The organism is Shewanella oneidensis MR-1 (genome assembly GCF_000146165.2).
GTDB classification, from domain to species: Bacteria; Pseudomonadota; Gammaproteobacteria; order Enterobacterales; family Shewanellaceae; genus Shewanella; species Shewanella oneidensis.
The window spans coordinates 3,669,930-3,683,135 of the sequence record NC_004347.2 but is presented as its reverse complement, the minus strand read 5'-3'; the positions used below and the strand labels follow the sequence as shown (position 1 = coordinate 3,683,135).

12 protein-coding genes are annotated in these 13,206 nt (G+C 40.9%); 7 read left to right on the top strand and 5 right to left on the bottom strand.

Annotation, left to right across the window (positions count from 1 at the left end):
* Positions 1-12 precede the first annotated feature (12 nt).
* From SO_RS16485 to SO_RS16465, 5 genes are read left to right on the top strand one after another with little or no spacing between them, the layout of a single operon-like run.
* Positions 13-972, top strand: coding sequence for a PilW family protein (locus tag SO_RS16485; RefSeq protein ID WP_011073360.1), 960 nt, complete (start codon positions 13-15; stop codon positions 970-972).
* An 11-nt stretch (positions 973-983) separates the two neighbouring features.
* Positions 984-1,445, top strand: coding sequence for a pilus assembly PilX family protein (locus tag SO_RS16480; RefSeq protein ID WP_011073359.1), 462 nt, complete (start codon positions 984-986; stop codon positions 1,443-1,445).
* Positions 1,446-1,448: 3 nt separating this feature from the next.
* A complete protein-coding gene (locus SO_RS16475) occupies positions 1,449-4,955 on the top strand; it encodes a pilus assembly protein (protein WP_011073358.1) in 3,507 nt (1,168 codons plus the stop codon).
* A gap of 10 nt (positions 4,956-4,965) precedes the next feature.
* Positions 4,966-5,358 carry a type IV pilin protein gene (locus tag SO_RS16470; RefSeq protein WP_011073357.1) on the top strand — a complete coding sequence of 131 codons (393 nt, stop codon included), beginning with the start codon at positions 4,966-4,968 and terminating at the stop codon, positions 5,356-5,358.
* Positions 5,355-5,660, top strand: a complete 306-nt coding sequence (locus SO_RS16465; protein ID WP_011073356.1) for a TapY2 family type IVa secretion system protein — start codon at positions 5,355-5,357, stop codon at positions 5,658-5,660. Before SO_RS16470 ends, SO_RS16465 begins: the two co-directional genes overlap by 4 nt.
* 98 nt (positions 5,661-5,758) lie before the next feature.
* On the opposite strand, the gene SO_RS16460 is transcribed toward SO_RS16465, so the two are convergent.
* The 3 genes from SO_RS16460 to SO_RS16450 all read right to left on the bottom strand — a co-directional run bounded on the left by SO_RS16460 (position 5,759) and on the right by SO_RS16450 (position 8,409).
* Positions 5,759-6,961 (bottom strand): IS256-like element ISSod4 family transposase, encoded by a 1,203-nt coding sequence (locus tag SO_RS16460; protein ID WP_005054087.1) that lies wholly within the window; start codon positions 6,959-6,961, stop codon positions 5,759-5,761.
* A 155-nt stretch (positions 6,962-7,116) separates the two neighbouring features.
* Positions 7,117-7,611, bottom strand: a complete 495-nt coding sequence (locus SO_RS16455) for a GspH/FimT family pseudopilin (protein WP_011073355.1) — start codon at positions 7,609-7,611, stop codon at positions 7,117-7,119.
* Between the two features lie 285 nt (positions 7,612-7,896).
* Entirely contained in the window at positions 7,897-8,409 is a 513-nt protein-coding gene (locus SO_RS16450; protein ID WP_011073354.1) for a GspH/FimT family pseudopilin, read from the bottom strand.
* 245 nt (positions 8,410-8,654) lie between these two features.
* Here SO_RS16450 and glnB point away from each other — a divergent pair, with 245 nt between their 5' ends.
* The gene (gene glnB, locus SO_RS16445) at positions 8,655-8,993 is read left to right on the top strand and encodes a nitrogen regulatory protein P-II (RefSeq protein ID WP_011073353.1); all 339 of its coding nucleotides are present in this window, start codon (positions 8,655-8,657) and stop codon (positions 8,991-8,993) included.
* A gap of 73 nt (positions 8,994-9,066) precedes the next feature.
* On the opposite strand, the gene SO_RS16440 is transcribed toward glnB, so the two are convergent.
* Positions 9,067-10,269, bottom strand: coding sequence for an IS256-like element ISSod4 family transposase (locus tag SO_RS16440; RefSeq protein ID WP_005054087.1), 1,203 nt, complete (start codon positions 10,267-10,269; stop codon positions 9,067-9,069).
* Positions 10,270-10,477: 208 nt separating this feature from the next.
* Between SO_RS16440 and SO_RS16435 the strand changes: the two genes are divergently transcribed.
* Positions 10,478-11,767 carry an NAD(P)/FAD-dependent oxidoreductase gene (locus SO_RS16435; protein ID WP_011073352.1) on the top strand — a complete coding sequence of 430 codons (1,290 nt, stop codon included), beginning with the start codon at positions 10,478-10,480 and terminating at the stop codon, positions 11,765-11,767.
* Between the two features lie 199 nt (positions 11,768-11,966).
* Here the strand turns inward: SO_RS16435 and SO_RS16430 are convergent, their stop codons facing one another.
* The gene (locus SO_RS16430) at positions 11,967-12,983 is read right to left on the bottom strand and encodes a LacI family DNA-binding transcriptional regulator (RefSeq protein ID WP_011073351.1); all 1,017 of its coding nucleotides are present in this window, start codon (positions 12,981-12,983) and stop codon (positions 11,967-11,969) included.
* Positions 12,984-13,206: the final 223 nt, after the last annotated feature.

Below are 13,206 nucleotides of genomic sequence, written 5' to 3'. Positions count from 1 at the left end.
GTTAGTGAATAGATGAAAAATTGTCAGAAGGGGATGTCTTTAGTTGAGTTAATGGTCTCGATGCTTATCGGACTGTTTCTCACGCTTGGGCTTTTTGCAATGTTTAGTATGTCATCTTCTAATGTAGTGACGACCAGCCAATTCAATCAATTACAAGAAAATGGCCGCATAGCACTCGCCCTTATGGAAAGGGATATTACCCAGCTTGGTTTTATGGGCGATATAACAGGAACCGATTTTGTGCTTGGCACCAATATGACTTTAAGAGATGGCATTACAAATGATTGCATCGGTGCTGGCGTAAACAACGGTACATTACCAAATACGGAACCTGCGCATTTTAGGCGATTATGGGGATATGAAGCAGGTAAAAGTGCTGAGAGTCTGAGTTGTTTGAATGGGGTGAATGCCAACACGGATGTGATCCAGATAAAAAGGCTGGTTGGGCCGCCTGTCACCAATCCAAACGGTGAACGTTATTATATGGCTGCGACCTCGAGCCAAGCGGTGCTATTTAAAGGGGGGAATCCTCCAAATCCAGCGCTTGAAAACGCACGATTTTGGGAATATCAACATCATATTTATTTTATTAAGAATGATGGTTCAGTGCCGGTGTTAAGACGTAAAACCTTAACTAAAAACAATGGCATGAACAATGAAGAACAATTAGTAGAAGGCATTGAGAATATGCGTATTCTCTATGGTTTTGATAATGACGGTGATGATACCGCTGATAGTTTTATGCCGGCGGAAAATGTGACTACATTAATGTGGGACAATGAACTATTTCAACGTTTAGTTGCTGTTAGAGTTTTTTTATTAGTTAGAGCGATAGATGAAGATAAAAGCTATACAAACGATACAACTTACACTTTAGGTGATAAGGAAATCGATGGCTTAAATGATCACTACCGACGAAAAGTGGTTTCAATAACGATGGTGCTTGCCAATCCTGTGTTAATTCGGAATTAGAGGGTAAAGGGATGAGAAAGCAGAAAGGGATAGTACTATTTTTCGCACTTATAGTGCTGCTTTTGATGACAATTATAGGTGTCGCGTTGGCCGTCAATTCAACCCAATCTATGCGTATGTCTGGAGCGGGGTCTGAGCGAATTGAAGCTAAATCAATTGCTGATGGTGGGTTAGAAGCCGCAATAGCGGCGAATAGAGGCCCTAGCTTAGCAACTTTAACCAATGTGACCACTGGAACTGAGTTCGGAGCAAAACAGACTTTAACACCGATCCCATTTGAAGTGGATGCTGGTGGTAATGTGGTTATTGGTGCGAAAGATGTTGGCTGTCAACGGAGCACTAGGCCAAATAGCGGTAATATCATCAGTTGTCGGCGAGTCGAGATTAGTAGTACAGCTAATTTTGGTCGCGATAACTTGGGGCAGCTCACCGTTGTCGCAGGTGTAGAGCAAGAAGTTTTAACAGGGAGTTAAGATATGCTAATCAAAAAACTCACTTTTTGTACATTGCTTGCATTGGCTTCAACGTCAATCTCATCGTTTGGCGATGATACAGAACTGTATGTAAAAGAATCGTCGACACGCACGGGGGCTAGGCCTAAAGTCTTGGTTATTTTTGATAACTCAGGAAGTATGTCTACCGAAGAAATTACCCAAGTGGTTGATTATGATCCCGATTATGATTATCCCCCTTTAAGTGGCTCGGGTTACAGTGGCGACCGAATCTATTACACCGTTGGTGGCGGTGCATTACCAACGCCCGATACTACTTCTGATAGGCGATATTTTAATGCCACTATAAATGGTTGTAACCAAAGTAAAGTTGCATTGGATCAATTTGGTCGTTTTACGGGTTATATTCGCGAGTTCACCTCAAGCGGAACAACGGGAGTATGGAAAGAATTTCCCGAGACCGATGGTCGTAACATTAAGGTGGTTGATTGTTGGGAAGATATCTCAACAGTTGATCCTCAAAACTCATCTCCTTACTCTAACGGTTTCCCCGCTAATGGATTAACGACAGGTTCAGGTAAAAATAAGAAAGCGTTTCCATATAATACTTCTTCATCACCTGGAACTACTTGGGCTAATGCGTTAGCTGCCGCCAAGAATACCGGCTTTGGTGTTGGTCAACCCGTCACTTTTTATACAGACAACTATTTGAGATGGTATTGGTTATCAAAAGAAGGAAGATTGCCAACTATAAAAGTTCCTAGGATAGATATCGCGAAGAAAGCGATTTCTAACATTATTAGATCTACACCAACTGTTGATTTTGGATTGGCTGTTTTTAATTACAATTACCCTAATGAGGGTAATCGGGATGGAGGCAGGATTGTTTCTGGTATTACTCAAATGACGGATACCTCCCGAGCCAGTTTACTCTCAACTATTGATGGTTTGCCTGCTAAAACAAATACACCTTTGTGTGAGACTATGTATGAAGCCTATCGTTATTTTGCCGGCAAAGGTGTCGTTTTTGGACACGCGGATACCGATTATGGCTCTTATGTAGGCAATCGTCCTCCATATGATAATTCGGTAGAAACTAATGGTACTTACGTTAGCCCATTTAAAGTTTGTACTGATATTGCCTATGTGATTTATGTTACCGATGGCTCGCCAACAGTTGATGGAAGTGCCAATAACAATGTTAAAACTCTAACCGCTGCGGCAAGTAAAAGCGGTAATTATTCTTCATTTTCTCAGGGATTAAGTACACCAAGTTATTTGCCTGCATTAGCAAGTTATATGTTTAATAATGATTTGATTAACAAACCTGATAGTTCAAATACTGAGCAAATGCAAAATGTACGGACTTATACTATTGGTTTTAGTAAAGGTGCTGATGATGCTGCGCCATTATTAGCTGAAACGGCTAAACGTGGCGGTGGATTATATTTTGCTGCACAGAATAGCTTAGAGCTACAAAATGCACTTAATGACGCCTTATCTAATATTTTAAATATAGACTCCAGTTTTACATCTCCCAGTATTGCTAGTAATAACTTTGATAGAACTCAGACCTTTGATGCCGCTTATTATGCGATGTTCTTACCAGGAAAAGGGCCACGATGGAGTGGAAATCTTAAGAAACTAAGAGTAACAGCTGATGGCACTTTAGTTGATGGTGAAGGTAATGCAGCCATTGCTGATAATGGTAATATTAAAGAGACTGCCTGTACGATTTGGACTGATTGTACAAGTCAAAAGGATGGTAATAAAGTTGAGGTTGGTGGTGCAGCCGCGCAACTTAGAGGTCAGTTGAATCGTACTATATTAAGTAATTTGGCGGGGACGAGTAGTTTGTCGCCACTTACATTATCAAATGCCCAGAATGCTGCTGGAGGAGAGCAAGCATTAGCGACCTTCATGAGAACCGACATTGATGAAGTGGCTAATACTTTAGACTGGCTTAAAGGTATTGATGTAGATGATGATAATAAAAATGGAAGCATTACAGATAAACGTAATGATGTAATGGGCGATCCCTTACATTCGAAGCCTCTAGCATTGAATTTTGGTAGTGAAACGGCCACGGATATCCGAATTATTTTGGGCACAAACCAAGGTGTTTTACATATGTTCAAAGATGCTGGTGAGTCAGTGTCAGAAACATGGGGATTTATACCCTATGAGCTTTTACCAAATTTAATCGAGCTTAGAACGAATGACCCATCAGGAGTTCACACTGTATATGGAATGGATTCATCTCCCGTTGCTTATACCGAAACTGATTCTACCGGTAAAGTAAACAAGGCTTGGGTTTTTGTCGGTATGCAGCGTGGTGGTTCATCTTATTATGCTTTAGATGTGTCTAATCCAGACAGCCCCTCACTTATGTGGACTATTAATCCTTCTAGTGATGGTTTTGTCGATCTAGGTCAGACATGGTCGGAGCCTATCGTGACTAAAATCGTGGGTTACGATAAACCAGTATTAATTTTTGGCGGTGGTTATGACGAGAGCTTTGATGCGACGCCGACTACTTCGCCACAAGGTCGCGCTATTTATATTGTTGATGCACAAAAGGGAACGCTGATCCATTCTTTTGGCGGTTCGGCTAGTGGGGCAACAGTGCTTCCTGGTATCCAAGGCAGCATTCCTAATTCAGTGGCTGTATTAGATAGTAACAATGATGGTTATACTGACCGTATCTATGCTTCTGATGTTACCGGTAATATATGGCGTATGGATTTACCTACAGCAAGTTCAGGTACGTGGACCGCTTTTAAGTTTGCTTCATTGGGTGGTTCAAATAGCGATAATAGACGCTTCTTCGCAGAACCCGTAGTTGCGCAAACAATGTTTACCAATTTGTCCGAAGTATCGGTGACAACCGGAACGGAAACTGTGACAACTAAAACACACCAAAATGTTCCCTATGATGCCGTTGCCGTGGGCAGTGGAATGAGGTCAAGTCCTTCAAGTACTAACGTTAATGATATGTTTTTTATGCTTCAGGATCGTAACGTCGTCACTAAGAGTTTTACTGGAAGTAATGTACCCGCGACCATTACTATTAATAATTTGTATGATGTAACATCAAGTGCCCCAACTTCAGAGACGGATAATATTAATTTCGGGACTAAATTTGGTTGGTTTTATGATTTTTCGGGACTCGGTGAGAAAAGCTTGACGGCGGCACTGATTGTTCAAGGAAAAGTATATTTTACCTCCTATTCACCGCCAGCTGATTCTGTTGCTGATAACGTTTGTTTAGTTTCTGGTGCTGGCAAGCTTTATGCGTTTGATTTACATAAAGGAACCAGATCTTTTTCTCAATTATATTACGAACTTGGAGAAAGAGTTCCTGACACTCCGCAAATTGTGATCCCAGCCCCTGAAACGGGTAAAGATCCTTATATCTATATTATTGGTGTCGGGAAAGGCGATATAAATGAAAATGGTGAATATAGTGGCACGATAAACGTCGCTTCTGGTTTAGGTGTCAATAAAATTTATTACCATATAGATGAATAAGTATTTTTATATGAAGATTAAAGATAAAGGTTTTACCTTAATTGAAGTGATGATAGTTGTTGTCATTATTGGAATTTTATCGGCAATAGCCTATCCCTCTTATACTCGTTATGTGGCTCAGAGCACGAGGGCTGAGGGGTTGTCCGCGTTAATGAAATTGGCCAATCTACAAGAGCAGTATTATTTAGACAATCGAAAATATGCTACTGATTTGACTAAAATTATAAATGCAGATCCATATATTACCGAAAACGGTAATTACTCAGTGACATCAAGTGGTACTTCATCATTTACACTAAAAGCGGTCGCAAAAGGGGTACAGGCAAGCCGAGATTCTTCTTGTTCTCCTTTGACCATCACTGATACAGGGGCTAAAGGCCCGAGTGCGGAGTGTTGGAAATGAAATTAGTCATTCTCTCCACGATTTTGGTGTTGATATCGAGTAAAGTTTGGGCTGACACCGGAAATCCACCGGTCGAACAGGATTTTAAATGTTATATTACGTTTAAAAATAATGCTGAAATTGCTTTTTATCGTTGGAAAACGAGTGAAATGCCATTAAGAATGGCAAATCTCGTTGGTACTCTTCGTCAGTCGAATGATGGTAAAAAGTCTTACATCAATGCAGTAGAAGAATGCATTGAGCTTAACGCATCTTTCAGTAGCAGCAAGGCTCAAGCATTGGATAAGTTAACTCCAAGATAAACACGTTTAGTGAATAATTTAAGCTAAATTAAAACTATATACAAAAGATGATGCTTTTAAAAGGTGAGGGCGTTCAAAATTCTGTGTCAGGCTAATTTTTAAATTTCTAGCACGCTATCTAAACGTCCTTCAAAATAAATCGCTAACTGAGATAAACAAAGGCTCCAATTGTGGATTGGCATAGTCCATTTATCTGAGGCGTTTAATATGCCTGCGTAAAGTAGCTTCAACAAGCTATTTTCATTAGGAAATGCACCTTTGGTTTTGGTGAGCTTTCTAAATTGGCGATGTACAGCCTCAACCGCATTGGTCGTGTAAATCACTTTCCTGATATGTTCTGGGTACTTAAAATAATGGGACAAATTATGCCATTTGCGACGCCAAGAGTTGATTACCAACGGATAAGCATCACCCCATTTGGCCTCCAGTTCGTCCAAGGCCATCTCTGCGGCTTCTTTACTCACGGCTCGATACACAGGCTTTAAATCAGCCATAAACGCTTTCTGATTTTTTGAGGCGACATACTTCATTGAGTTGCGGATCTGGTGGATAACGCATAGCTGTGTTTCCGTATGAGGGAAGATACTGGCTATGGCCTCTGGGAAACCGGTCAAGCCGTCAACACAGGCGATAAGAATATCTTTTACACCACGATTATTAAGATCGGTCAGTACGGATAGCCAGTAATTAGCGCCTTCATTTTCGGATAAGTGAAGCCCTAAAATTTCCTTTTTTCCTTTCATATTAAGCGCTAACAATGTGTAAACGGCTTTACTGACGTAACGCCCATCCTCTTTGACTTTATAATGTATCGCATCAAGCCAAACGATAGGATAATGGCTATCTAATGGGCGCTGTTGCCACGCTTTAAGTTCGGGGATGAGTTTGTCAGTGATAGCACTGACTGTTGCGTTAGACACATTGAGCCCATACATATCTTCAACATGTTGATTAATATCGCGATAGCTCATACCTATACTGAACATCGACAACACTTTACGTTCGATTTCATCGGTTAGTGTAGTTTGATTTTTCTTAATCAACTGAGGCTCAAAGGTGCCATTGCGGTCTCTAGGAGCGTCTAACTCAAAGTTACCGGACGGATGCTTAATGGTCTTAGGGGTTTTGCCATTTTTACGATTAGGCTGAGGATCATGCGCTAAATGCTGCTCAAGCTCAGCCTGGAGAGCCGCTTCAGTGAGTTGCTTGATCAGTGGGCCAAGAATGCTGTCTTTACCTGTGAGGCTTTTACCTGATTGCAGATCTTTAAGGGCTTGTTCGAAGTTAAAAGGTTGGGTCATGTGTCATTCCTGTTTTTGAATATTTTACTGAAATGACACAGAATTATGAACACTACCTAAAAGGTAACTTAAAAATTATCAAATCGTTCCATTTCATTGGGCGTTTTGACTGATACTGAATTGAAGTGATAATCTATGTCTACTTGTTCCGTTATTTATGAGCAGCTTTGATTATCACTTCCCTCTTTAATCAAGCCTGATGTGCTAATTTTAATGCTTTTAGAACCATCACTTTCTCCGCTAGGACAATATATAATTGATGTCTCAGTAGAAACTAAGCCATCAGGAGTAAAGTTCACGGTTTTATCAGTTGGGCCAGTTAATGAGATAGTGTCTTTAGAGCTAAACCCATCTATTACCTTAAGGACTTTTTTCGCGCCATTATTCTCAATATACACACTAAACCCTTTAGTCCAGTCATTACCACAGGGCGTTGCTGCATAGGGACATACCGTGACAGTAGCACCGTAATTCACTGCTTGATTTCGAGCAAAGGCAAAGAGGTCATTGATTTTTTGCATTTCATTTGCGCTGCGAGTCGCTTCATAGATTGCAGTAAATGATGGGACGCCAACAGAAAGGAGCAAAGCTGCAATCGCGATGGTAACCATCAGTTCAACCAAAGTAAAACCTTTTGAGATAGTAAACATTGCACAATCCTCGCTTTAATTCGCTTAAGTATATGCGAGAGAGTCTTTAAGATCAGTAACTATCTAAGTTATTCAATATAACCAATAAGTTGATTGACATGGCTGTTTATAATTGGAGCAGCCAATAGGCAAGGTTTCAAAATGGTTTTTACTTTTTGTTGAGCGATTTATATACAGAGCATTGAACGTTCCCCTCCGCACCTTTATACAGTAATACAGCAGTGGAGCGTTCAGAACTTAGCAGTGTTCGACACTATGCGTGCTAGCATAATTTGTGTTAATCATTTATTTACAGTCGATATTTTTAGCCGTTGAGAGGCGCACCCGTCCAGCTTGATTGACTATAACGGCTTTAGAGTTTTTGCTATCAATTGTCCGTGGACAATATTTAAAGGTACCATTACTGCCTGAAGCTAGCCCATCTGGTTGAAATTTAACTGAACTTCGGTTGTATTTGATAAAGTCTCTCCCATCGAATCCATCTACAGTCTTAATCACTTTATCATTGAGATCGAGCGTTTCAACAGTTCCTGAATCAGTAAAAACGGAAATTCCTTGTTGCCAATCTTCAGTGCATTGACCATCGACTAAGGGGCAAACTGTCACTCTATAGCCATAGTTGATTGCGGTGTTACGTGCAAATACGAATGTTTGTTGAATCGTTTTAATATTAGAGTCTGCTCTAATATGGTCAGTGATGTCGGTATAAGTCGGTGCCCCGATCGAGATAAGGAGCGTAGAGATAGATAGTGTTGTGATGAGTTCTATTAGGCTAAAGCCGTACTGATGAGGTTTCATAGCACTTCCTTGTTGTAAGGGCCCCGCGTCCTGCAGGCAGAGTTAATCTTTAACAGCTAATCGTAAGTATAAAATGCGATGCTAAATCTGTGGCGTATTTTTTAGAATTTTACGTGCTAAGAATCGTTTTATAGATACTGTGTTTTATGAGTAAAGCGATGCCTATGCTTCAATAAAGTCTTAAGCCCGTGTAAGCTAGCGGTATTCAGTTTGATTATGTGTAAGCAAGTGCCGAGGAATGTTTGATGAAGAAAGTTGAAGCCATTATTAAGCCTTTTAAATTAGATGATGTGCGCGAGTCACTTGCTGAGATAGGGATCACGGGGATGACGGTGCTGGAAGTTAAGGGCTTTGGCCGTCAGAAAGGGCACACAGAGCTTTATCGTGGTGCTGAGTATATGGTTGATTTTTTACCCAAAGTTAAGATTGAGCTCGTCATCCAAGATGATTTAGTAGACCAAGCGATAGATGTTATTGTTGAAACTGCCCGCACAGGTAAAATTGGCGATGGTAAAATTTTTGTGACAGATGTTGAGCGGGTTATCCGGATTCGAACTGGTGAAGAAAACGAAGAAGCGGTTTAAGCTCGTGCTTTTTTAAATTAGGGGCCGAGGGCCCTTTTTGGAGGGCGTTCAAAATTCTGTGTCAGGCTAATTTTTAAATTTCTAGCACGCTATCTAAACGTCCTTCAAAATAAATCGCTAACTGAGATAAACAAAGGCTCCAATTGTGGATTGGCATGGTCCATTTATCTGAGGCGTTTAATATGCCTGCGTAAAGTAGCTTCAACAAGCTATTTTCATTAGGAAAAGCACCTTTGGTTTTGGTGAGCTTTCTAAATTGGCGATGTACAGCCTCAACTGCATTGGTCGTGTAAATCACTTTCCTGATATGTTCTGGGTACTTAAAATAATGAGACAAATTATGCCATTTGCGACGCCAAGAGTTGATTACCAACGGATAAGCATCACCCCATTTGGCCTCCAGTTCGTCCAATGCCATCTCTGCGGCTTCTTTACTCACGGCTCGATACACAGGCTTTAAATCAGCCATAAACGCTTTCTGATTTTTTGAGGCGACATACTTCATTGAGTTACGGATCTGGTGGATAACGCATAGCTGTGTTTCCGTATGAGGAAAGATACTGGCTATGGCCTCAGGGAAACCGGTCAAGCCGTCAACACAGGCGATAAGAATATCTTTTACACCACGATTATTAAGATCGGTCAGTACGGATAGCCAGTAATTAGCGCCTTCATTTTCGGATAAGTGAAGCCCTAAAATTTCCTTTTTTCCTTTCATATTAAGCGCTAACAATGTGTAAACGGCTTTACTGACGTAACGCCCATCCTCTTTGACTTTATAATGTATCGCATCAAGCCAAACGATAGGATAATGGCTATCTAATGGGCGCTGCTGCCACGCTTTAAGTTCGGGGATGAGTTTGTCAGTGATAGCACTGACTGTTGCGTTAGACACATTGAGCCCATACATATCTTCAACATGTTGATTAATATCGCGATAGCTCATACCTATACTGAACATCGATAACACTTTACGTTCGATTTCATCGGTTAGTGTAGTTTGATTTTTCTTAATCAACTGAGGCTCAAAGGTGCCATTGCGGTCTCTAGGCGCGTCTAACTCAAAGTTACCGGACGGATGCTTAATGGTCTTAGGGGTTTTGCCATTTTTACGATTAGGCTGAGGATCATGCGCTAAATGCTGCTCAAGCTCAGCCTGGAGAGCCGCTTCAGTGAGTTGCTTGATCAGTGGGCCAAGAATGCTGTCTTTACCTGTGAGGCTTTTACCTGATTGCAGATCTTTAAGGGCTTGTTCGAAGTTAAAAGGTTGGGTCATGTGTCATTCCTGTTTTTGAATATTTTACTGAAATGACACAGAATTATGAACACTACCCCTTTTTGCTGCTCAAATTTTATCGTGTGGTTTATTGTTTCTGAAATATCTTTAATGCTAAATTGCCTGTTTAGTTAGACTAAAGTAGTTATCTCTTATCTGTTCCGTGGTATAACTTAGCCATTTACATGAGTTTGTTGAGGTTGTTATTTTGGCTACTAAGCGAATAGTGATTGTGGGCGGTGGTGCTGCGGGTTTGGCGCTTGCCTCTAAGTTAGGCCGCAAGTTAGGTGGAAGTGATGTCGTTGATGTCTGCTTAATTGATAAAAGCCCTATTCATATTTGGAAGCCGAAATTACACGAAGTTGCTGTGGGAGTGATTGATCAATCTATTGAGGGGTTACTTTATAGAGATCATGGTCTTAAGAACGGATATCGGTATCTTCGAGGAGAGATAGAACAGTGTGACCCCGATACTAAGACAATTCGACTTGCAGCGGTTTATAGTGATTCAGGGGAATTACTGCTTGAGCCCCGTCAGATTGAATATGATTTTTTAGTGCTTGCTTTAGGTGGTGTCTCAAATAGTTTTAACACCCTTGGTGCTGAACAACATTGTATTTTCCTTGATAGCTTAGATAACGCTAACTTATTTCATCAAAAGCTCTTGGATGCCCTGTTACAACTCAATGAAACTCAAGAGAAAGTCAGTATAGGTATTGTTGGTGCGGGTGCAACAGGTGTTGAGTTGGCCGCAGAACTTCATCATGTAATTGAATCTGTTAAAGAATATGGTTATCTCAATATCTCTAAACATCATCTTGATGTACATCTGATTGAAGCATCACCCAAGATTCTTCCCCAACTGCCAGAGCGGGTAAGTGCGAGAGCGCAAGCTGTGCTTGATAAAATAGGTATTCGATTACATATTGGCGTACAAGTGAAAGAAGTGACTCGTGATGGCTTTATCACTCAAGACGGCGATATGATCAAGGCCAGTCTTAAGGTTTGGGCGGCGGGAGTAAAGGGGCCCAAAGCCTTCCAAAACTTTTCTAAGTTACCCATTACGCCTCGAAATCAAGTCGAAGTGGATGCTTGTATGCGGGTAAAAGGTCAACAAGATATTTATGCGATTGGGGATTGTGCTTTATTGATCCTAGACTCTGGTCAACCAGTACCTCCTCGCGCTCAAGCCGCTGCGCAGATGGCGGATACACTATATGAGAATATAGTGAACCGATTACAGGGTAAGGTTGAAAAGCCTTTTGTATATAAAGATTATGGTTCCTTAGTCTCCTTAAGCCGCTTTTCGGCCGTGGGTAATTTAATGGGGAATTTGCGTTCAGGCACTTTCTTTGTCGAAGGGCATATTGCAAGGCTTATGTATATTTCTCTATATCAAAGGCACTTAGCGAGTCTTTATGGTTGGTTTTCCGCAATTATCTATCGCATTGCGCAAAAGCTGCTTAAATGGCAAAGGCCAAAGCTGAAATTACACTAATCATAAAGAACAAAACAGAGAGCTATGCTCTCTGTTTTGTTCTTTAGGGTGGCATTTCTTAGTTAAGGTGTATCAATACAGTTAAGGCATTTCTGCTGAGTTAGTGTTCGTTTATGAAGAATAACGACACCTCTCGGACTTCTCTGAGATAAACGTTCGGCACATTGCCGCAAAAATATTCTTAAAACGTCAACACGCTCTAGTGCTTAGGTGAAGCCGAAGAGTCTCGGATAACGGGCTCTGGTGTAAATGTTTTCGTAAACTTTGCATCTTGCTCACGGCGTTTAGCAATTAATAGCTCTGTTGCGACTTGGGCAATTTCAGAATTGGGTTGATGAACTGTTGTGAGTTTTGGCCAAGTTTGGCGTGAGAACGGGCTGTCCTCGAATCCTACAATCGACAAGTCGCCAGGAATATCAAGCCCTGCTAAACGCGCCGCAAAAAGTGCTCCTGCAGCAATTTCGTCGTTACAAGCAACAATAGCGGTAGGGCGGTTTTTAAGTTTTATCAGGGTATTTGCGCCTTCTACCCCCGATTCAAATGAGTATTTCCCTTCAATTATGTAATTTTCATTCAGAATTAGATGGTTTTTTGTTAATGCTTGTTTATAACCTAGTAACCGCTCCTTTGTGGATTCGTGGTGCAAATCACCACTCAAAAAGGCGATATTTTTATGCCCCAAATCAATCAAATGCTGGGTTATTTCAACTGCACCAGATTTGTCATTTACTAAAATGGTGAGACCATCTGGCTCTATAATCCCCTCGCCAGCAATAATGCGGACATAATTAGCATCGATTTCGTTGAGGGATTTAAGCACTTTTGGATCTTCTGAAAGTGGCGGTGTTAATACTAAACCCGCGAGCCTAGAATATTTCACTAGCTGAGTCAGCTCATCGCAAATTGTATCTGATTTAGCATTACAAGGGTGAATAACGAGCTCATAGCCTTTATCCTTGCATGCCGATAAAATCCCATTTTGCATATCAATAATGTAATAAGCGTTCGGGTTATCATAAATAAAACCAATAGCATAGGATTTTGTGCCTGCAAGATTTCTCGCTGCTAGGTTGGGTTGGTAGTTTAATACCTTGATGGCCTCGTTCACCTTATCAACTGTGGCTTGTTTCACTGAAGGTTCATTATTGGTTACGCGGGAAACCGTCTTGATTGACACTCCAGCATATTTAGCTACGTCGTTGATAGTGACTTTCATTGATCTAAAAACTCTTTATTCGAATTTGTGAAGGGCTACTGGATTGATGAACCTAAATCCTTTAAGCACAATTTACAAGCCGACAACCTTGTCGGTTAACTTTTATTATATTGCTTATAGTGCGAGCATTTATGCCTTATGGCAATGCTCAATTGTTACAAACTGCGGCATTTTTCAACTGTTAACACACCGTTATAAGTTGTAATTTTACATCATGTTATTT